Annotated in this window: 15 protein-coding genes; 6 read left to right on the top strand and 9 right to left on the bottom strand. The window is 39.0% G+C overall.

Annotated features, from left to right (window positions below):
* Positions 1-45: 45 nt before the first annotated feature.
* The gene (gene ppsR, locus BT797_RS08475) at positions 46-855 is read right to left on the bottom strand and encodes a posphoenolpyruvate synthetase regulatory kinase/phosphorylase PpsR (protein WP_045111402.1); all 810 of its coding nucleotides are present in this window, start codon (positions 853-855) and stop codon (positions 46-48) included.
* Positions 856-1,045: 190 nt separating this feature from the next.
* Between ppsR and ppsA the strand changes: the two genes are divergently transcribed.
* Entirely contained in the window at positions 1,046-3,421 is a 2,376-nt protein-coding gene (gene ppsA / locus BT797_RS08470) for a phosphoenolpyruvate synthase (RefSeq protein WP_075471655.1), read from the top strand.
* A gap of 86 nt (positions 3,422-3,507) precedes the next feature.
* On the opposite strand, the gene BT797_RS08465 is transcribed toward ppsA, so the two are convergent.
* Positions 3,508-4,356 carry a hypothetical protein gene (locus BT797_RS08465; RefSeq protein WP_045111400.1) on the bottom strand — a complete coding sequence of 283 codons (849 nt, stop codon included), beginning with the start codon at positions 4,354-4,356 and terminating at the stop codon, positions 3,508-3,510.
* A gap of 271 nt (positions 4,357-4,627) precedes the next feature.
* A complete protein-coding gene (locus tag BT797_RS08460) occupies positions 4,628-6,472 on the bottom strand; it encodes an SUMF1/EgtB/PvdO family nonheme iron enzyme (RefSeq protein ID WP_075471653.1) in 1,845 nt (614 codons plus the stop codon).
* 323 nt (positions 6,473-6,795) lie between these two features.
* On the opposite strand from BT797_RS08460, the gene ydiJ reads away from it, so the two are divergent.
* Together ydiJ and BT797_RS08450 are read left to right on the top strand one after the other, a co-directional pair.
* Positions 6,796-9,870, top strand: coding sequence for a D-2-hydroxyglutarate dehydrogenase YdiJ (ydiJ, locus tag BT797_RS08455; protein ID WP_075471651.1), 3,075 nt, complete (start codon positions 6,796-6,798; stop codon positions 9,868-9,870).
* Between the two features lie 190 nt (positions 9,871-10,060).
* Positions 10,061-11,230: a hypothetical protein gene (locus tag BT797_RS08450; protein WP_244534152.1), complete on the top strand. Its 1,170-nt coding sequence runs from the start codon at positions 10,061-10,063 to the stop codon at positions 11,228-11,230.
* 73 nt (positions 11,231-11,303) lie between these two features.
* On the opposite strand, the gene BT797_RS08445 is transcribed toward BT797_RS08450, so the two are convergent.
* Positions 11,304-12,191, bottom strand: coding sequence for a D-hexose-6-phosphate mutarotase (locus BT797_RS08445; RefSeq protein ID WP_045111396.1), 888 nt, complete (start codon positions 12,189-12,191; stop codon positions 11,304-11,306).
* Positions 12,192-12,275: 84 nt separating this feature from the next.
* Positions 12,276-13,289 (bottom strand): type I glyceraldehyde-3-phosphate dehydrogenase, encoded by a 1,014-nt coding sequence (gene gap / locus BT797_RS08440; protein WP_045111395.1) that lies wholly within the window; start codon positions 13,287-13,289, stop codon positions 12,276-12,278.
* Between the two features lie 493 nt (positions 13,290-13,782).
* Between gap and BT797_RS08435 the strand changes: the two genes are divergently transcribed.
* Positions 13,783-15,099, top strand: coding sequence for a hypothetical protein (locus BT797_RS08435; RefSeq protein ID WP_075471649.1), 1,317 nt, complete (start codon positions 13,783-13,785; stop codon positions 15,097-15,099).
* Between the two features lie 22 nt (positions 15,100-15,121).
* Here the strand turns inward: BT797_RS08435 and BT797_RS08430 are convergent, their stop codons facing one another.
* Entirely contained in the window at positions 15,122-15,955 is an 834-nt protein-coding gene (locus BT797_RS08430) for a DUF2989 domain-containing protein (protein ID WP_045111393.1), read from the bottom strand.
* A gap of 361 nt (positions 15,956-16,316) precedes the next feature.
* Here BT797_RS08430 and BT797_RS08425 point away from each other — a divergent pair, with 361 nt between their 5' ends.
* Entirely contained in the window at positions 16,317-17,744 is a 1,428-nt protein-coding gene (locus BT797_RS08425; RefSeq protein ID WP_045111392.1) for a glyceraldehyde-3-phosphate dehydrogenase, read from the top strand.
* A 212-nt stretch (positions 17,745-17,956) separates the two neighbouring features.
* Positions 17,957-18,247 (top strand): YeaC family protein, encoded by a 291-nt coding sequence (locus BT797_RS08420; protein WP_045111391.1) that lies wholly within the window; start codon positions 17,957-17,959, stop codon positions 18,245-18,247.
* A gap of 102 nt (positions 18,248-18,349) precedes the next feature.
* Here the strand turns inward: BT797_RS08420 and infA are convergent, their stop codons facing one another.
* The 3 genes from infA to aat form a co-directional block, all read right to left on the bottom strand.
* Positions 18,350-18,568, bottom strand: coding sequence for a translation initiation factor IF-1 (infA, locus tag BT797_RS08415; RefSeq protein WP_006032603.1), 219 nt, complete (start codon positions 18,566-18,568; stop codon positions 18,350-18,352).
* Positions 18,569-18,705: 137 nt separating this feature from the next.
* Entirely contained in the window at positions 18,706-19,389 is a 684-nt protein-coding gene (locus BT797_RS08410) for an arginyltransferase (protein WP_045111390.1), read from the bottom strand.
* Positions 19,390-19,400: 11 nt separating this feature from the next.
* The gene (aat, locus tag BT797_RS08405) at positions 19,401-20,129 is read right to left on the bottom strand and encodes a leucyl/phenylalanyl-tRNA--protein transferase (protein WP_045111389.1); all 729 of its coding nucleotides are present in this window, start codon (positions 20,127-20,129) and stop codon (positions 19,401-19,403) included.
* Positions 20,130-20,178: the final 49 nt, after the last annotated feature.

The raw sequence follows: 20,178 nt of genomic DNA, 5'->3' as shown, positions 1-20,178 counted from the left end.
GCTAGGTGACTAACGTTATTCGATTAGGCATGAATAAATGACGGATTAATAAATACGACGTTTAAGTCCTTTCTTATCCAAGATCTTAGTTGCGATCTCTTCAACCGAAAATAACGTACTGTTGATATAAGGGATCCTTTCTTTACGGTACAGGAATTCAACTTCCGATATTTCCAGTTTACATTGACGTAATGACGCATAAGTACTGTTAGCAATACGCTCGCTACGAATATCTTGTAGGCGTTTCACATCAATGGTTAAACCAAATACTTTATGTTTATTACGCTTTAATGCTGGTGGCAGTTTTAAATTATCCATATCATCGGCAATAAATGGGTAGTTGGCAGTCTTGATACCAAACTGTAATGCCAGATATAAACTGGTTGGTGTTTTGCCACTACGGGATACACCGACTAAGATTAAGTCTGCATCATCATAATCTTTACAGGTAATGCCATCATCGTTGGCGAGGGCATAATTGACCGCTTCAATACGGGCATCATAAGTGTCATTTTTAAGGCTATGCGTACGGTGTGATTTTGGTTCTGCTTTGATATTTAATTGCTCTGAAAGCGGCGCAACAAATGTACTTAGAAAGTCGTGAGAATGACCTTCATTTAATTCGATAATTGTCCTTATTTCAGATGAAACTATCGAATGAAACACGAGTGGCTTCTGTCCTGTTTTAGCAACATGTTCATTAATTTTTTGAGTAACATATTTTGCTTTTTCTTCGGTTTCGATAAAGGGATAAGTATGCTGATCAAATTCGATCGGAAATTGGCTTAGAAGCGCGTGACCAAAGACTTCAGCGGTGATCGCTGTGCCATCAGAGACATAAAAAACAGTTTGCATTAACTCTATCCTTTTCATAAACAGATGAAATTTTCTAAGTTAGTATCTTACATTGAAATTAATAGCTGTGTATGATTAAAAACACTAAGGAAAGCAAGATGATTATTTTGCATTAATAATATGTGAGCAATATCCTATATTGCCCATAATTAAAATCATTTTTGAGATAGATTAAATCTGGAGAACTGCCGTGATAGAGTACGTAATTGGGTACGAAAAACTTGGAATGAACGACGTAGAACGAGTTGGCGGCAAAAACGCATCTCTAGGTGAGATGATTAGTAACTTAGCGGGCGCAGGCGTGCAAGTTCCTGGTGGTTACGCGACTACCGCTGATGCGTTTAATCAGTTTTTAGAGCAAAGTGGTGTAAATGATAAAATTTATACACTACTTGACGATCTCAATGTTGATGACATCGCAGCGCTAACTAAAGCGGGTGCCACTATTCGTCAGTGGATCATTGACACACCTTTCCAACCTGAATTAGAAGCAGCTATTGCTGAAAGCTATGAAGTACTTGCTGGTGAAGCGGGCGAGCAAGCATCATTTGCAGTTCGTTCTTCGGCTACCGCTGAAGATATGCCTGATGCATCTTTTGCGGGTCAGCAAGAAACATTCTTAAACGTACGTGGTTATGACAACATCATTGTTGCAATTAAACACGTATTCGCATCACTCTTTAACGACCGTGCTATTTCTTACCGCGTGCATTCTGGTTATGACCACCGTGGCGTGGCATTATCTGCGGGTATTCAACGCATGGTTCGTAGTGACGAAGCATCATCTGGTGTGATGTTCTCTATTGATACTGAGTCTGGTTTTGAAGATGTAGTATTCATTACTTCTTCATACGGTCTTGGTGAAATGGTTGTACAGGGCGCAGTAAACCCTGATGAATTTTATGTTCATAAACCAACACTTGCTAAAGGTAACCCTGCTGTTGTACGTCGTAACATTGGTAGCAAACAGATACAAATGATCTACTCTGCTGACGAAGGACATGGCAAACAAGTTCAAATTGTTGATGTTGAAGCAAGCAAATCACGTCAGTTCTCTATTAATGATGAAGAAGTCATGGAACTGGCTAAACAAGCGGTGATCATCGAAAAACATTATGGCCGTGCGATGGATATCGAGTGGGCTAAAGATGCGATTGATGGCAAACTTTATATCGTTCAGGCACGTCCAGAAACGGTACGTAGCCGTGAAGATAAGCAAGTTATGGTTCGCTTCCACTTAGACGCTAAATCAACAGTGGTTACTGAAGGCCGTGCGATTGGCGGTAAGATTGGTGCGGGTCCTGCTAAAGTTATTTCATCAATTGATCAAATGGATGAAGTACAAGAAGGTGACGTATTAGTCACGGACATGACAGACCCTGATTGGGAACCGATCATGAAACGTGCTTCTGCAATCGTAACAAACCGTGGTGGGCGTACCTGTCATGCTGCAATTATTGCACGTGAAATGGGGATCCCTGCTGTTGTTGGTTGTGGTAACGCGACAGACCTAATCGTCAATGATCAAGAGCTAACAGTATCTTGTGCTGAAGGTGACACTGGCTTTATCTACGAAGGTATTTTACCATTCCGTGAAACGGCTTCAGAAATTGCTAATTTACCGGAAATTCCAGTAAAAGTAATGATGAATGTGGGTAACCCGGATCGTGCATTTGATTTCGCTGCATTACCAAATGCAGGTGTTGGTCTAGCACGTCTTGAGTTTATCATTAACCGTATGATTGGTATTCACCCGAAAGCACTGCTTAATTTTGATAAGCAATCGCCAGAGCTGCAAGCTGAAATCAATGAGATGATTGCTGGTTATGCATCACCTGTTGAATTCTATATTGCTAAATTGCAAGAAGGTATTTCAACGCTGGCAGCGGCGTTCTATCCGAAAAAAGTAATTGTGCGTATGTCTGACTTTAAGTCAAATGAATACGCTAACTTGGTCGGTGGTGAAAACTACGAGCCTGAAGAAGAAAACCCAATGTTAGGTTTCCGTGGTGCTTCACGTTATATCTCTGAAGACTTCCGCGATTGTTTCGCGCTAGAAACAGAAGCGATTAAGCGCGTGCGTAACGACATGGGCTTAACCAATGTTGAAATTATGATCCCATTCGTGCGTACATTAAGCGAAGCTGCATCAGTTATTGATTTACTGGCAGAGCACGGCCTGAAACGTGGTGAGAACGGTTTACGCGTTATCATGATGTGCGAGCTGCCTTCAAATGCATTGCTTGCTGATAAGTTCCTACAGTACTTTGATGGTTTCTCGATCGGTTCAAATGATTTAACACAGCTAACACTGGGTCTGGACCGTGATTCTGGTATTATCTCTCATTTGTTTGATGAACGTAATGAAGCGGTGAAAATACTGCTATCAATGGCAATTAAAGCGGCTAAGAAAGCGGGTAAATACGTTGGTATCTGTGGTCAAGGCCCATCAGATCATGACGACTTCGCTGCTTGGTTAGTTGAACAAGGTATTGACAGCGTATCGTTAAACCCTGATACCGTATTAAGTACTTGGTTATACTTAGCGGATAAACACGCTAAATAAATTAAGCGCGTTTAACCCTATTTAGTTTAATATAATAAAGCCTCAAGTTAGTGTTAATTAGCACTGGTTTGGGGCTTTTTAATTGGTCATGCAGCGTACTTATTTATGCTTGTCGATGTGTGTAGTTGATATTCGACATTGTTAAGTTGATTGTCAAAATGGGCTAAAATCATATCGATGGACTCTGTCGCGATATTAAAAAATCGATCCGCTTTTATTGTTGGCTGGCTAATAATAATTTCATTATCAATCACTTTCAGCAAATGAGATATTTTTAATAAGTAGTCTGGATTGTTTTGAATATTAATACTTTGTTCTAACGACTGGCAAAGATAGCTTAGTCGAATACGCTCTGCTCGTGTACAAACTTTGGCTGCTGCAATCCCTGTGCCTAGCGCACGTATTTGTGCAATGCTTTCAGCAGTAAACAGTAATTCTTGCCATAAGAATTGGATTGATTCGCTATTCTCATTATTGAGTTGATGTAGCTTATTATCAAACGCAACATCGTTGATAAGGTAGAGTAAATTTAATACTAACTTATTGTGTTGTTCGAGATTATTCCTAATATTTAAGTTGAAGTAATCGATGGATAAACGTTGCCAATGATCAGTCATGGCTTGCCAGCGTTCATTTTCTAATAAATCAGGGTACATATCGATGATTTCTATATTTAATTGACTTATCTGCTCTGTTACCGTATCTAAACGCGTCTTTAGATCCGCTTCGCCGTGTAAAATCCCATTCGATAGCCCACGATGTTGCTGCATACGTGTTAATAATTTACGTATGATATTGAGCTTAATTAAACCATCGAGTTGTAACTGCCGGCGGTTATGTTGTTGTTGCTGCATTTGCAGTAAGAGGAAACATAAGCCAATCAAGGTGCAAAGAATGAGTGTTCCAGTGAGCAGGACGGTTAATAGTGAATTCATATTGCATACCTTATATCCATCTAGGGTTGTATATACTTAAGCAAGTATAGTACCAGCGTGTAAGTAGGAAAATCGGCCTATATAGTGGGAATTATGCACCGAAATTGTGAAAATATGACTTTAATTCCCTAAAATGGTGAGTGGTTATAAGGGATATTAATTTAGGTTTTACCTACGGGGAGCTTAAAATGAAAAATGCCTGATGTGCTGCACTGGACGTTTTAAGTTGTATCTGAATCAATATCTTTCAACGTTTTTCATTTAGCTGATTTTAGTTTTCGCGTAGCGCTCTAAAGCCAATGTAATTAGCTCGGAAACCGGGTTTTAATGCTAAGCGGACATCAATTTGTGACAGTTTTGGGGCGAAGTTCCAAGCGCCGCCTCTTGCAACTAAATCATGTCCACTCGTTAGTTCCCAAACGTTACCTACGGTATCATACAGGCCAAATTTGTTGGCTTTAAATGATTGTACTGGCGCGGTGCTTTTATTCGACCATTGGCTACCACAGTAAGCGCAATTAGCTTTTGAGTTACCAGCATCGTTACCCCACCAGTAGTTGTCATTACTACCTGCTCGCGCTACATATTCCCATTCGCCGTTATTCGGTAAACGGTATTTTTGACCTGTTGCTTTTGATAACCAAGCTAAGTATGCATTGGTATCAGCTGAGCTGATACAGACAACTGGATGCTCGTCGGTTTGCGCAAAACCTGGCTGGCGCCAGTTTAAATTGACATTATATGTTTCTTTGCCGTAAGCATACTCCACACAACCACTACCTGATTCTGCGGTTGTAATATAGTTGCTGGCGTTAACAAAACGTTTAAAATCGGCGACGGTGATTGGATTCTTACCGACAGAGAAAGCTTTGATGGTTTGATTATTAGTGTTATCAACCGATGTTGTTAATTGGCCTGCTGGCACCGAAATTAATTCTGGACCGCGTTCACCAGAAGCTAATAAGTCTTGTACTGCTTGACCATCTTGTAGCAAAACGATGGCTTTTAATAACTTAGCTCTTACCATCATGTTGTTTTTTAGTTTAATGTTTTGTTCAAAATCTATGTAATTCGATTTTTTTATTACGACATGGTGGACACCTGGTGACAGCATTACCGAGAGCTTAGTAGATCCATAACTAACGCCATTAATGAATACTTCATCATCGTATTTGTTCGAGCGAATAGTGAGTTGATATAACACATCTTTATTATCTTTATTATCTTTAAGATCTTTTTTTATGGCGGGTAATACCATTTGTGATGCTTGAGCTGCGCAATAACGAATTGCAATATTTAATAGCTTACAGGCTTCATTTTTTGGTAATACTCCTTGCATTGTTACCTGTATGGTCGAGTTATAAGTGCCTTGCCCACTGAATTCGCTCGTTAATATTTTGTGACTTATCAGTTTTACATGCGCGCTGGAGTCGGCTTTATATTTACTGATTAGATTAGATTCTGTTACTGAATTAAATACCGTATTTAAATACGTCTTCGAGATGTCTTGCTTACTCAATTGGTTACTACGATCAATACACTCTATGAATGAATTTTGTAGATCACAATTAATGCTTTGGCTAATGTTCTGTGATTGAGTTTCTTGTATTTCATTTTTCAAACGATTAATACGTGCAATGTTTATCTCTTCGCTGATTGTTTCACGTTGATTTAGTAGTCTAATGCGTTCAATATTCTTTTCAGATAACTGTTTACTGAGTTGTGCTAGGGCTGTAACTGAACCTTTAATGAGTAGATTATTTTGTTCCTGCTGTTGAATTGCGACGCGATAGTTCTTTTGTGATGTCGTGATATCTTGCATTGGGTTATCAATCATTAATTGATATTGTGCATTCATTTTGGCCAAGGATTTTTCAGTTTGCCGAGAAAGCATTTTTTTTTGCATTCTTATGTTTGTTAATTTGCTTTTCTCGATAGCTATATCATCATTTATCACTGCGAGTAATTCGTTGAATACGTCATATTCAGATTGAACACTTTTAAGTGCTATCTGTAGATTAACGACTGTGTTTTTTTTCTGTTCTTTTTCAGTGGCTTGGGTTGCATTGCTAATTAGAATACAACTCACTGCAAGGGCTATTAAAGCAACACGCATTTTGAATATTTCCTAATGATTTTGTCTGAGATGACAATGAAGTAACCCTCATTTACGCTCAGATTTGATCAACGTATAAGCGATGTAGCAAATGTCGTTTATGGCATTTTTCAAGGTTTAAACCACAAGCTAAACAATAGTTGATGTTACTATTATGTTATACAAAACGTATATTGGCATTAAAATCGTTCATTTTAGGTGAATACCTTGCCTAATGGAGAGTCGTTATAAGAGAGATAAATTTAGCCTTTATCTATGGGAGAGTAATCAATTCACTCATGTTACAATGCATTTAGTTGAAAATTGTCACAAGGGAATGGATGATGATCCCCGTATTAAGTTATCAGGATGCAGTAAAATCAGAATATCTCGCTTTTTTGGCAGCGTTAGCGCAAAGTAAATTTAGTGGTGATATCGAAAAGTCGTATGCAAGTCGATTAGCAGTTGCGACAGATAACAGCATTTATCAGTTATTGCCACAAGCCGTAATATTACCTCGTAATCATCAAGATTTAGTTATCATGACGACGTTGTCATTACAGGCCGAATTCAAAACGATTACCTTCTCTCCACGCGGTGGTGGTACAGGTACAAATGGTCAGTCACTCACTGACGGTATTATTGTTGATATGTCTCGACATATGAATAATATTATTGATATCAATGTTGAAGAGGGTTGGGTACAAGTTCAAACTGGTGTTGTTAAAGATCAACTGAACGAATTTCTTAAGCCCTATGGTTTCTTTTTCTCTCCTGATTTGTCAACCAGTAATCGCGCGACTATTGGTGGCATGATTAATACGGATGCTTCTGGCCAAGGGTCATTAAAATACGGCAAAACCAGTGACCATGTACTGTCTGTTTCGGCTGTATTAATGGATGGCACCGAATTGGTGACGACAAGCCAGTCTGCTGAACAAGTGCAGGACCAAGCTCAGAATAATAATTATTTGGGTAAGGTTTGCCACCAAGTTATCGATACGATTACGCATAAAAAGCAAAAAATTGCAGATACCTTTCCGCCATTAAACCGTTTTCTTACTGGCTATGATTTAGTCCACCTTTATGATAAAAGCACGGATGAATTTGATTTAGGGCGGATCTTGTGTGGCTCTGAAGGGTCACTTGCATTTATTAGCGAAGCGAAACTTAATTTAACACCCATTCCAAAATATCGCTGTTTGGTCAATGTAAAATATGACAGCTTTGACTCTGCCCTACGTAATGCACCATTTTTAATTAAAGCCAATGCATTGTCGGTAGAAACTGTTGATTCGGTTGTATTAAATTTAGCCAAGCAAGACATCGTTTGGCATTCAGTCAAATCACTGATCACTGATATACCCAATAAAGACATGCAAGGTATTAACTTTGTAGAGTTTGCCGAAGATGATGGTGATATCCAGCAACAAAAAATAGACTATTTAACGGCTGAACTTGACCGTCTGATGGCTGCGGGCGAAGCGGGTGTTATTGGCTATCAAGTCTGTGATCAGTTAAGCGATGTATTGAAAATATACGGTATGCGTAAAAAAGCGGTTGGTTTGCTCGGGGCAACAAAAGGTCAAGCTAAACCGCTCGCGTTTGCTGAAGATACCGCCGTGCCTCCTGAAAATCTTGCAGACTATATTGTTGAGTTCAGAGCCTTACTAGATAGCTATAACCTTCATTACGGCATGTTTGGGCATGTTGATGCGGGCGTTTTACATGTACGTCCAGCACTCGATATGCTTGATCCTCAGCAAGAAGTTACCCTACGTGAAATATCAGATAAAGTAGTGGCTCTAACGGCGAAATATAGAGGGCTGATGTGGGGTGAACATGGCAGAGGTTTTCGTTCTGAGTACGGTCCAGAATTCTTCGGTGATGAATTGTTTACTGAATTACGTAAGATTAAAGCCGCGTTCGACCCTGATAATCGTTTAAATCCAGGTAAAATATGTACGCCAATTAATAGCGATGCAAAGCTTGTTTCTGTTGATGCGAAAAAGCGCGGTGCTTTTGATCGACAAATACCCATTTCAATCCGTGAAAGTTTCACAAAATCCATTGATTGTAACGGTAATGGTTTATGTTTTAACTATGATACCAAAAGTCCTATGTGTCCTTCCTTTAAGCATACTGGCGATCGTCGTCATTCGCCAAAAGGCCGTGCTGGTTTAATGCGCGAATGGTTACGTCAATTGTCTTGTCATGACATGAATGAGCAAGAACTAGGTCAGCAATTAACAGTACAGAAGAATGGTGTTGCGACGTTTACCATGCGTTTAAAAAATAGCTGGAACAAAGCGCGTGGTAGTTATGATTTTTCACATGAAGTTATGGACGCGATGCAAGGCTGCTTGGCATGTAAAGCATGTACCGTTCAATGCCCTGTAAAAGTGGATGTACCTGAGTTTAGATCACGATTTATAGATCAATACCACAGCCGCTATATGCGTCCCGTTAAAGATTTTGCAGTTGGATATTCAGAAAGTTACACTCCAATGATGGCGAAGATGCCGAACTTCTTTAATTTTTGGTTAGGGCAAGATTGGGTGCAGAGCGCAGCAAAACATACAATCGGCATGGTTGATATTCCGTTATTAAGTGCACCAACATTATCGGAGTCATTACGTGGACATTATGCGCAAAGTTTTGATTTAGCATTTTTACAGCGATTAAGCGCGGAAGATAAAGCGCAACATGTCTTAATTGTACAAGATCCGTTTACCAGTTTTTATGAAGCCGAATTAGTAGAATCACTGGTTAACCTAGTTGAAAAACTGGGCTTGAAACCGATTATATTACCGTTCAAACCAAATGGTAAACCGCAACATGTGAAAGGTTTTTTGGCTAAGTTTGCGAAAACAGCACAAACGGCCGCTGATTTTTTAAATTCACTACACGTTTTAGGTATTCCACTGATAGGTTTAGAGCCCGCATTGGTGCTTTGTTATCGTGATGAATACAAACAAGCACTGGCGGATAAACGTGGAGACTTCTCTGTTCAGCTTATTCAAGAGTGGTTATTGAACGATAAGGTACAAGCGAGTTTGAACGAGTTAATTAAGCGCGAAACAAGTGATGCTCAACCTTATTACTTATTCGCCCATTGTACTGAAAAAACCAATAAACCAACGGCTGAGCAAGAGTGGCAACGTGTATTTGATGGCTTTGGTCTAGCATTAGAGACTGTGGCGACAGGCTGCTGTGGCATGGCTGGAAGTTATGGGCATGATGCCAAGAATGTGGCAGCATCAAAATCAATTTATGGGCAAAGTTGGAAGCATGCTTTGGCGCAACGAGACTCTTCGCGTTGCTTAGCGACGGGGTATTCTTGTCGTAGTCAGGTTAAACGGGTTGATGAAGTACGATTGAACCATCCAATTAAAGCGTTATTAGGCGCTTTAGCTTAGTCATTATTAAGTATGAGTAGCATTAGTTGTTAATAATATGCCGCTCATACCTTCTCCTTCTTTAGTGTTTAGCTAAGTGCTATTTTATAACGCGTTGTCGCATTTCTCTTTTTTTAGGCGCATTTTTTGATATCGGCAGCGTATGCTGTTGTTGCAATTCAAGTCTGTCTCGAACAAAAGGAAGATGTTCATGCCTATTACATTACCAATTAAACGACAATTTAAATTATCGCTAAAACTCTCTGCTGTTTTATTGGCGACAAGTATGTTTTCTGGCTGTGCGTCTATGGCCGATTTTACTAATAGTGCTGATAGCTTTGTTATGTCAGAAGCTGCGCTCGAAGAAATGAATGCAGTAAATGCTGCTATGAATGCGGTAGAGATTTTATATCAACGTGGTATTAAACAAGAGCTTGCTTATTATTCACCGGTTCATTTTAAAATAGCCGTTAAAAAACGTGAAAAATTATTGAAAATGTATGAAAGCTATACGCCTAATAACGGTGGTTGGTTTTCTAATTCGGGTAGTGAAGATATAGAAACTGAATCAGAGCTATTTGTTCAGAGTATGAATAAAGCGTTTCAGGCTAAACTTATTACAGCACCATTGCTATCAACGATCCGTGACCATGATGAATTTATCCATCATGTCGATATGAATGGTTTTGAAGCACGCCTTAGAAAATTACGAGATTTGACTATTCAGTTTGCTAGCCTCATTGAAAATAGAGGTTCGGGATTAGGTTTGGAGCATCAAAAAACCAAATTAGAGCGTGATTATAAGGCGCTTGAAATTGATATAATAAAACGTAAAGTATTACGTTTACCAACGTCTGAATTTAATTCACTTGATCAGGAAATAATTCCTGAAAGCTATAATCGAGCATTGAATAGTTTATATAGTTTAGAGCGGTTAATTGAAACAGATCCACGTAATAATACAGCGATTCAACAACAGCTAACGGTGAGTCACAATAAAATAAAGCAAGCAGACAGTATTGCGAAAGAAGTGACTTGGGTTAAGTCGAGAATTGAAACATCGGCTGAACGGGTTGTGATAAATTACCGTGACCATTTAAGTTCGTTAAATAGCTATTTAGGCACGGAAAACCTAACTTCATTGGACTTTCAATCACAGGTGAATGGTATAAAAGATGCGGTCGCATCGAAATTATCACAACGAGACAAAGAAAAAGTACGTAATGACGAACATTTACGCAATCAACTTACAGAGTTAGGACGTTTATTAACAGGGCAGGATATGAGTAAATACAGTATTTCTCAGCAAGTGGATAATCTAATTTTTGCTGCTCGCACATTAGTTGATGAAAGTATTGATACACCGTTAGCACAACGTTAATCGTGTCGTTATGCCCAAGTTATTTCAAGATGGGCACAAAACTATGTATTATCAGCTCATCTTGAAATTGTATTTATGCTGGCGTTACACTTAAAATAGTGGTCAGTGTATGACTGGATCCAGCCGCTACTGTCACCGCATTTTTACCTATAATTGCCGGCTCTAAACAAAACATGGTTTGATAACCATCATTAGGCATGTCCACAAATGCTTTTGCACCGACTTCCCAAGGGTTCCAAACAACCATTGCATTGTTACCTTCGTTCTTGATCTTGATCTGATGTTGATGTTGTTTATCATTGAGTGTAATGATTGAACTTGGATTTTTACAGACTATATCAATTTCGCCATCCAATGTGCGAGTCGTTTTAGCATCATGATCTAGCCCATCAACGGAGACTGCATCAGGTTTTGAAATTTGGAAATAGCTGTGTAATGCACCACCATAATCAAAATTGTCATTACCCGTGTTATGGGTGGTGAGGTTTATCGTTAATGTATCACTGATAATAAACTCAGCAATAAGGTTAAAGCTATGTGGCCATAATCGTTTGCTTTCAGGACTTTCTTTTAGTTGTAAACGGATATGGCAGGCATCATCATTGCTTTGGCTCTCAAGTAATTGCCAATGATTATTTCGAGCAAAACCGTGAGAGGGGAAATCTTGAGTTTGTGCAAGAGGCTGTACTGTCGGGCTGTCCTTTGCTGGACCAAACCAAGGCCAGCATATAGGCACGCCACCACGAATGGCTTTTACACCATTAAAGATAGCGTCATCACTCATCCAAATTACAGGGGCAGAATTGGTCGGCGTGAAGCTTAATAATTGTGCGCCAAACAGGCTGATACTTGCATGTGCTTTTGGGTGAGCAATATGAAGATACTTAAGACCATTACTTGTGATAAGACTAATGTGTTTGGCTAACTGTATTTGATCCGTGATTGTATCGTGATATGACATAAAATCCCCAAAATAGAAAAGGCGACCCTGTGGCCGCCTTTAAAATTATAATCCAATTAACTTTGAATTATAAATCAAGTTTAATTATTTAGCGCTCATCAGTAGGATAGCGTTATCTAACATACGGTTAGAGAAGCCCCACTCATTGTCATACCAAGACATAACTTTAACAAGTTTACCTTGAACTTTAGTTTGAGTCGCATCAAAGTTAGATGTGTGTGCATCGTGGTTGAAGTCGATAGAAACTAGAGGTTCGTTGTTTACAGCTAGTGCACGCGCTAGGATTGGATCCGCAGCTACTGCATCAGTGATAAGTTGGTTGATTTCTTCAGCAGAAGTATCACGGCCAGCTTCGAAAGTAAGGTCAACTAGAGATACGTTGATAGTTGGTACACGTACCGCCATACCTTGGAATTTGCCTTGTAGTTCAGGAACTACTAAACCAACAGCAGCAGCAGCACCCGTGCTTGTTGGGATCATGTTCATTGCCGCAGCACGAGCACGATATAGATCTGAGTGATATACATCAGATAGACGTTGGTCATTTGTATAAGCATGGATTGTAGTCATCATGCCGTTAACAATACCAACGTTGTCATTTAAGATTTTAGCAATTGGAGCTAGACAGTTAGTAGTACAAGAAGCGTTTGAAACAACTGTCATGTCAGCTGTTAATACGTCTTGGTTAACACCATAAACGATTGTAGCATCAACGTTTTTACCAGGAGCAGAGATAAGAACTTTCTTAGCGCCGCCGTCAAGGTGTGCTTGACAAGCTTCCTTACTAGCGAAGATACCAGTACATTCTAGTACTACATCAACACCTAACTCACCCCAAGGTAAGTCTTTTGGATTGCGTTCTGAAAAAGTCTTGATACGGTCACCGTTGATGATTAGTGCTTCAGCATCAAAATCAACAGTACCAGGGAAACGACCATGTGCAGTATCATATTTAGTTAGGTGAGCATTGATTTTTGAATCACCTAGATCGTTGATTGCAACGATTTCTAGATCTTGCTCTTTACCACCTTCGTAGAATGCACGAAGTACGTTTCTGCCGATTCGACCATAACCATTGATTGCTACTTTAATTGTCATAACTTGTATCCATTAAATGTAAGTTTGAATTAATAATCTTGCTTGGTTGTAAATTTACAAGATTTTGATGGAAAGACAAGAATAAATACCAAGATTTATGCGTTGAATCACAAAATGTTGCAAATTTACGAAAATTAACTGATTTGTGTCAATTTTGTATGTTTTTTTGTACTATTTATTACAAAAAATAAATAATCTAGATCACAAATTGAGATAATAGACGGCTTTACTGGCATGGATATTTCCCTGAAGTGTTATTTGGTTTCATTTGTAACCGTGAAGAGTTCTGACTAAGTGTCTTATTTTCATTGTTTTTTAAACATATAGATAAAATTAAGCTGTATTTGTTTGAATAATACAAATATTCACTTTAGTGGAGTATAGACAAGCGTAGATAAAAACCAATTAAACCGAATTATTGTTATACGGAGTATTCTCGCATCTTAATATTGATAGCGTATAATGGTGCTAGGTTTACTATTTAAGGTGTCAAATGACAGCACAACACATTCTGCAATTAGGCCAAATGATTGGTCTTAGCTGTACCGAATTAAACGCCAATGGCGAAGAACAAGCGTTACCAGCAACGCTAATTACTCAAGCATTGGCTGATTTTGGTTTTACAGACGAATTAGACGTAAAACTGGAAGAAGAAATTAAGCAGTTTTGGTTACACGCATTACCACCTGTGATCATAGCGGATGAATCGGCGATGATTCAATTTGATCTGCATCTGCCTATTGAGTTTGTAACTGAAGATTTGATCTGGGAAATAAGAGCAAATCAAGCTGTCATTGAGACAGGTGAATTTACACCTATCGAATGGTCGTTAAATGGTATTTATCATTTGCATGATATGGAAATGCAAAGCTATCAAATGAGTCTAGAGCAGCCGCTTGCTGTTGGTGCTTATCAATTGGTTATTCTTGACCAAGGTAGTGAAGAACCGTTAGGTGAAACTTGGGTGTTTAATCCACCTGCGACATTAGCATCTGTTAATGTCACTGCAGCGAAACCCACAACTGTGACGGCATTACCGACAACTGATACATTACTGAATCAATTGTACGCACGTGCACTGTCTACTGTGTCAGCCGTTACTGATAACGCTGACGCTGAACAGTCTTTACAAGCGCAATTGCAACGTCATTTTAATGTTGAGAAAGAGCAAGAAGAATTTGCAATTACGCTAACAAACGTGAGGGAAACAGCTGCGCTATATCAAACACATTTAGCACAATATTTAGCTGCGCATGTTAATGGTGGTGTGACTGCTTCTCGACAAGAAACACAAACGGTTGAATGGCAAGATATCAATCGTGACAGCTATGATTTTTACTTATGGTTATTAGTATCGATAAATGACAAGAAGAACAGCGCCTCGTTATTACGGGATGTTGATTTTTCGAGTAATAGCGCGAACGCGGGTTCATTTACTGCTTGGTTATTAGCGGATTATGGACTTGCGCATTGCGAATTAGATAATGCATTGGTCAGTGGTGTTGTAAAAGGTATTAACAGCTATCAACTTCGCCAAGATAACTATGCGGCGTTTCGTGCGCTTATTGATTTTACAACTGTACAGTCAGCAGGGTTAGTGATTAATCAGCCATTATCAATTATGCAGCAATGGCTAACGCTTGGTGACGCTGGAATATGGCAGAATCATGAGTTTAATGAATTATTGAGTATTATCTTATTAAGCTGCGAACGTCATGTTTGTGCTTGTTATTATCAAACGGATAATGCGCTGCCTATCGAGTTAACTGCTTATTTAGAAGGGCGTGGTATTCAACCGTTATCACTATAATGGGCTAGCCTTTATTACCGTACTAAAGCCTGACTGATGAGAGTATGTGTTTATAGCTCTCGTCAGTAAACTCTTGCTCTCTTATTTGTTCTGCTATTCTTGTTGCTAATACTTCTAAACGCGTCTTTTTAATTTGCGATATTTTGTTGTGCGTGAATAGCGTCAGATTTATATTTTCAACCTCTAAAATAATAGCCACATGTGACCATAAATATGCGAGGTCATAATTTCTTTGATGCATATAAGCAGTGATTAACCCATATATAAGCTTTGTTGTCATTTCGGGATCATCACCGAGTAGGTGAATACCTTTTAATAAATTAATGATGACTTTGCCGGTATTGTTGCCATAAATATTAGCAATGGCGAAATACAATACTGGATCATCAAAGATTTGTTTTTTAGATATAGCGATAAAGCGTCGTTTTGCCGCTTCATTATTATGAGTGACCCAATGGTAATTGAGGATATACGGATTATCGCTGCTAAGTGTCTGTTTTTCTAATGCGAGTAATTCATCATAAGTACTTAACATTGCCGAAACTCGTAGGGTTTTTAATTCTGGGTGCGTTCTTGGCTCGATTAGCGCTGCAATTTTTATACATTCTTGATAAGTACTGAGGGATGTTAATAGTGAATACTGTGTTTGTTCCGTCTCATCCTGCTTTAGGTTAAAACGGGCACTGATAAGACTTTCTCTTTCTCTTTGGCACCATGGATCTGAATTCAGATCTTGGCAGAGCGCATCATCATTTTCACATATAGTCACTACACCGCCTGAATCACCACACGCTGTCAATAAACTGGTAATAGCAATAACTGGAATTAAACGACTAATAGAGAATATACGATACATAAAAATAAGTTTAAACGAGTGATTTCGCCACACTACCATAGATTGAGTAATTGTGTCTAACTCCGCTTTTAAATTACTTAGGTAGCTAAAACTATCGATGTTGTGCTGAATTGATGGGTCATAGCTTCGGTCATAAAGTGAGCAAGCGGAAAAAGTAAAGTCGTTACTATTTCATTGTTAAATTTTTGTGTTTTGAATGAAAGCAAAAAAGTAAAAAAAGACCTAATTCACATGATTAATTGGTAAGTTAGCGGTTATTTTTGTATGATTACGTTATCTAACTGATTAAAAACCAGCCGTTGGTTAACTGACTGTTGTTTTAATGTTTCTTACATGTAGTTGTGATTAAAAGGGAAAAAAGATGCCATCTGAAAGTCATTTGTTGAACTGGCAAGAGAGCCAAGAACTCGCAGAATCTATGCTACCGTTGTTAGGAAAGCTGTACCGTAATAAAGGCGTTGAAGTATTAATTTATGGTCGCCCATTGCAAAATGCCACAGCAATTGATCTCCAAAAAGCACACCGCGTAGTGAAACGTCATGAAGGACGTATATTACGTTTCACTGAAACTTTCCCATTACTGCAAATTATCAGCGAATTACCTATTAGCAATGCTCAAATTGATATCGGTCGCTTGGCTGTACGCTATTGGACTGATAATAAAGATTCTACTGGTATCGACGCGTTCTTACGTGCTGAATTAGCACCTGCATTAAATAACGATATCCAGACTGAACCACGTGATGTTGTTTTATATGGCTTTGGCCGCATTGGTCGATTACTTGCGCGTTTACTTGTTGATAAAACGGGTGAGAGCAACTTATTACGTTTACGTGCAATTGTTGTACGTGGCGGTCCTGGCGATATCGAGAAGCGTGCTTCTTTATTACGTCGTGATTCAGTACATGGTCAGTTCAATGGTACGATTGATATTGATGAAGAAAACAATGCAATCATTGCTAACGGTACTTACATCAAGATCCTTTATTCAAATGGTCCTGATCAAATTGATTACGCTGCGCATGGTATTAAGAATGCACTTGTAGTCGATAACACGGGTATTTGGCGTGATACTGATGGCTTAGGTCTTCACTTAAAAGCTAAGGGTACTGAAAAAGTATTACTCACAGCCCCTGGTAAAGGTGACATTAAAAATATCGTTTATGGTGTTAACCATACTGATATTTTATCTGAAGATAACATTGTATCGGCAGCAAGCTGTACAACGAATGCAATCACACCGGTACTGAAAACAATCCAAGATAGATATGGTATTGCAAACGGTCACGTTGAAACTGTGCATTCATATACCAATGATCAAAATTTGATTGATAACTTCCACAAAGGTGATCGTCGTGGCCGTGGTGCTGCAATGAACATGGTATTAACGTCAACAGGCGCAGCATCGGCTGTAGCAAAAGCACTACCTGAATTAAAAGGTAAGCTGACTGGTAACGCAATCCGTGTACCAACACCAAACGTATCAATGGCAATCATTAACTTAAACCTTGAGAAAGAAGTTGAAAGAGAATCTCTAAACAGCTACTTACAAGAAATGTCTTTAAGTTCGCCATTACACAATCAAATTGATTTTAGTACGTCTAAAGAACTTGTCTCAACAGACATGGTCGGTAGCCGTTTCTCTGGCATTGTTGACTCATTAGCAACAATTGCTGAAGGTAATCGCGCTATATTATACGTTTGGTATGATAATGAGTTTGGTTATAGCTGCCAAGTATTACGTGTAATGCAAAAAATGGCTGGCATCGAGATGCATGAATTTGCATAAGTAAATTGTTTATTAAGATTGTTTAATAAGAACGTTATTAAGGAAGCCAATTGGCTTCCTTTTTTGTTTATAGCAAACTCTGTTCGATTATGTGAATCGAGTAATATGCGAGCGCTGTTATAGTTTAAATCGGTGCGTATTTATAGTAGGGTTGTTGTATATTTTATTATTTAGCAGGGGACGCCCCCTGAGTATTAACCAAGGACGTAAAGATGTCAGTTGATAAGTTACTTGAAAGTATGACCCCTGAAGTATATGAAAAGCTTAGAACGGCGGTAGAGCTCGGTAAGTGGGAAAACGGTGTAGTATTGACACCGGCACAAAAAGATAGCTCACTGCAAGCTGTGATGCTATATCAGTCACGTTTCAATACTGAACCTGAGCACTTTACAATTGGTACTGATGGCGAAATAGCCATGCTTAAAAAAGCGGTGTTAAAGCAACAATTCAGAGATAAAAAAGCAGCGCAGGAAGAAGAAATTTTACGCGTTGATGTTGACTGATCTATATAGGCTTGTAATAAGGTATCGGGTTGTGGAGTATAAGATATTAAATCGTAGACCTAAAAAAACCAGCCTTACGCTGGTTTTTTTAGAGCCTCGTGATTAACGGGCACGGAAGACGATACGACCTTTAGATAAATCGTAAGGTGTTAGTGCTACAGTTACTTTATCACCAGTAAGAATTCGAATGTAGTTTTTACGCATTTTACCTGAGATATGCGCAGTAACAACGTGGCCGTTTTCTAATTCAACACGAAACATTGTGTTAGGAAGTGTATCTAGAACTGTACCTTGTAGTTCAATGCTGTCTTCTTTTGCCATGAGTCCTCTTAAAATTTAATTATAATAGCTATATTTGACCGCAAGATGATGCCAGATTTACGCTTGCCTGTATATATTATAGGTAAGATATTTACTATTTATTTTTAAAACGCTTTATTATTGACTCTTAGGCTGGATTAGCCCTGCCACTTTCCAGCCATCAAGCGCTCATGTGGGTTAAATTTAACCTTGTAATTCATCTTGCTACACTGATCAATTTGATAGCCTAAATATAGCCATTGCTTGTTTGTCGCCTTTGCTAATAAAAGCTGCTGTAAAATAGCATAGGTACCTAGGGAGTTGTGTAGATAATCGGGGTCATAAAAGCAATACATGGCGCTCATGCTATTAAGCATCACATCGGTTACTGCTACCGCGATAAGGGTATCATCAAGGTAAAATTCAAGAAAGGTGGGTGTTAACCAAGCGCTGGAAATAAAACCATCATACTGAGACTGACTGGCGGGGAACATAGCGCCATCACTGTGTAAGGTATTAATGTAACGTTCGTATAATGGATAATAATCCGATTTTGGCTGATGGCTAACTCGCATTTCAATGTACTTATTTTTGTTGAGTAAACGTTTCTGGCTTTTACTTGGTTTAAATAATTGGCTATCTATACGAATAGATTGGCAAGCTTGGCACGTTTGACAGTGTGGTCGGTATACGTCATTACCACTGCGACGAAAGCCGTTGAGTAATAGGACTTCATAACCTGCTTGGTTGTGTAATTGTTCATCTTGGACAACAAGAACTTGTTCTTGCTGTTCGTGAAGGTAACTGCAAGGCATGGATGGTGTTAAGGCGACTTTAATCATATTGTTGCTTCCTATCTACTGGCCTTATCTATTAAGTCTAATACAAGCGCCTGAGGCTGCCATAGATGCTGGTTTGCGGTTACGGTTCGGTTATTGAGTTGCTTGATAAATGTGTCACGGCTAATTTCTGTTGCTCCTAATGAAGCCAAGTGTTCATTATGTAATTGGCAGTCGATCAATTTACAGCCAATATTAGTCAGATGTTGCTGTAGACCGATGAAGGCGATCTTAGAGGCATCGGTAACTGTATGAAACATCGACTCCCCACAGAAAATATCGCCAATATATAAGCCATATAAACCGCCAACTAATTGCTCGTCTTGCCAGACTTCAATAGAGTGTGCGAAGCCCATTTCATGCAGTTGTAAATACGCATTTTGCATCGTATCTGTTATCCAAGTATCACTTGAATCGCCACGTGGTTCAGCGCAAGATTCAATAACCTCTGAAAATGCATGGTTGATAGACAGGCTAAATTTTTGGCGACGATAAGATTTACGTAAGCTACGTGATATGTGCATTGCCCCCGGAGTTAATACCATGCGTTGACTCGGTGACCACCAAAGAATAGGCTGATCTTCTTCAAACCAAGGGAAGATACCTTGTTGATACGCACTCACAAGCCGTTCAGGGCTGAGATCTCCACCCATAGCAAGTAAACCATCGGGTTCAGTTAACGCGGTGTTGACTGATGGGAAATAAGTTAAGTCGTGATTAAGTTCAGGTAAATAGATTGGCATATAGGGGGATCTTGAAAAAGGGGGATGCTTGAAAAAGGTGATACCTTGG

The organism is Moritella viscosa (assembly GCF_900120065.1).
GTDB lineage: Bacteria > Pseudomonadota > Gammaproteobacteria > Enterobacterales > Moritellaceae > Moritella > Moritella viscosa.
The sequence above is the reverse complement of the archived record's forward strand: the minus strand, read 5'-3'. Positions and strand labels throughout refer to the sequence as shown.

Bases quoted from the DNA above. Each gene is read 5' to 3' on its own strand.
- infA (WP_006032603.1), bottom strand. From the start codon at position 18,568: ATGGCAAAAGAAGACAGCATTGAACTACAAGGTACAGTTCTAGATACA.
- ppsR (WP_045111402.1), bottom strand. From the start codon at position 855: ATGCAAACTGTTTTTTATGTCTCTGATGGCACAGCGATCACCGCTGAA.
- BT797_RS08420 (WP_045111391.1), top strand. From the start codon at position 17,957: ATGTCAGTTGATAAGTTACTTGAAAGTATGACCCCTGAAGTATATGAA.
- BT797_RS08425 (WP_045111392.1), top strand. From the start codon at position 16,317: ATGCCATCTGAAAGTCATTTGTTGAACTGGCAAGAGAGCCAAGAACTC.
- ydiJ (WP_075471651.1), top strand. From the start codon at position 6,796: ATGATCCCCGTATTAAGTTATCAGGATGCAGTAAAATCAGAATATCTC.
- BT797_RS08445 (WP_045111396.1), bottom strand. From the start codon at position 12,191: ATGTCATATCACGATACAATCACGGATCAAATACAGTTAGCCAAACAC.
- BT797_RS08410 (WP_045111390.1), bottom strand. From the start codon at position 19,389: ATGATTAAAGTCGCCTTAACACCATCCATGCCTTGCAGTTACCTTCAC.
- BT797_RS08430 (WP_045111393.1), bottom strand. From the start codon at position 15,955: ATGTATCGTATATTCTCTATTAGTCGTTTAATTCCAGTTATTGCTATT.
- BT797_RS08450 (WP_244534152.1), top strand. From the start codon at position 10,061: ATGCCTATTACATTACCAATTAAACGACAATTTAAATTATCGCTAAAA.
- aat (WP_045111389.1), bottom strand. From the start codon at position 20,129: ATGCCAATCTATTTACCTGAACTTAATCACGACTTAACTTATTTCCCA.
- BT797_RS08465 (WP_045111400.1), bottom strand. From the start codon at position 4,356: ATGAATTCACTATTAACCGTCCTGCTCACTGGAACACTCATTCTTTGC.
- BT797_RS08435 (WP_075471649.1), top strand. From the start codon at position 13,783: ATGACAGCACAACACATTCTGCAATTAGGCCAAATGATTGGTCTTAGC.
- gap (WP_045111395.1), bottom strand. From the start codon at position 13,289: ATGACAATTAAAGTAGCAATCAATGGTTATGGTCGAATCGGCAGAAAC.
- BT797_RS08460 (WP_075471653.1), bottom strand. From the start codon at position 6,472: ATGCGTGTTGCTTTAATAGCCCTTGCAGTGAGTTGTATTCTAATTAGC.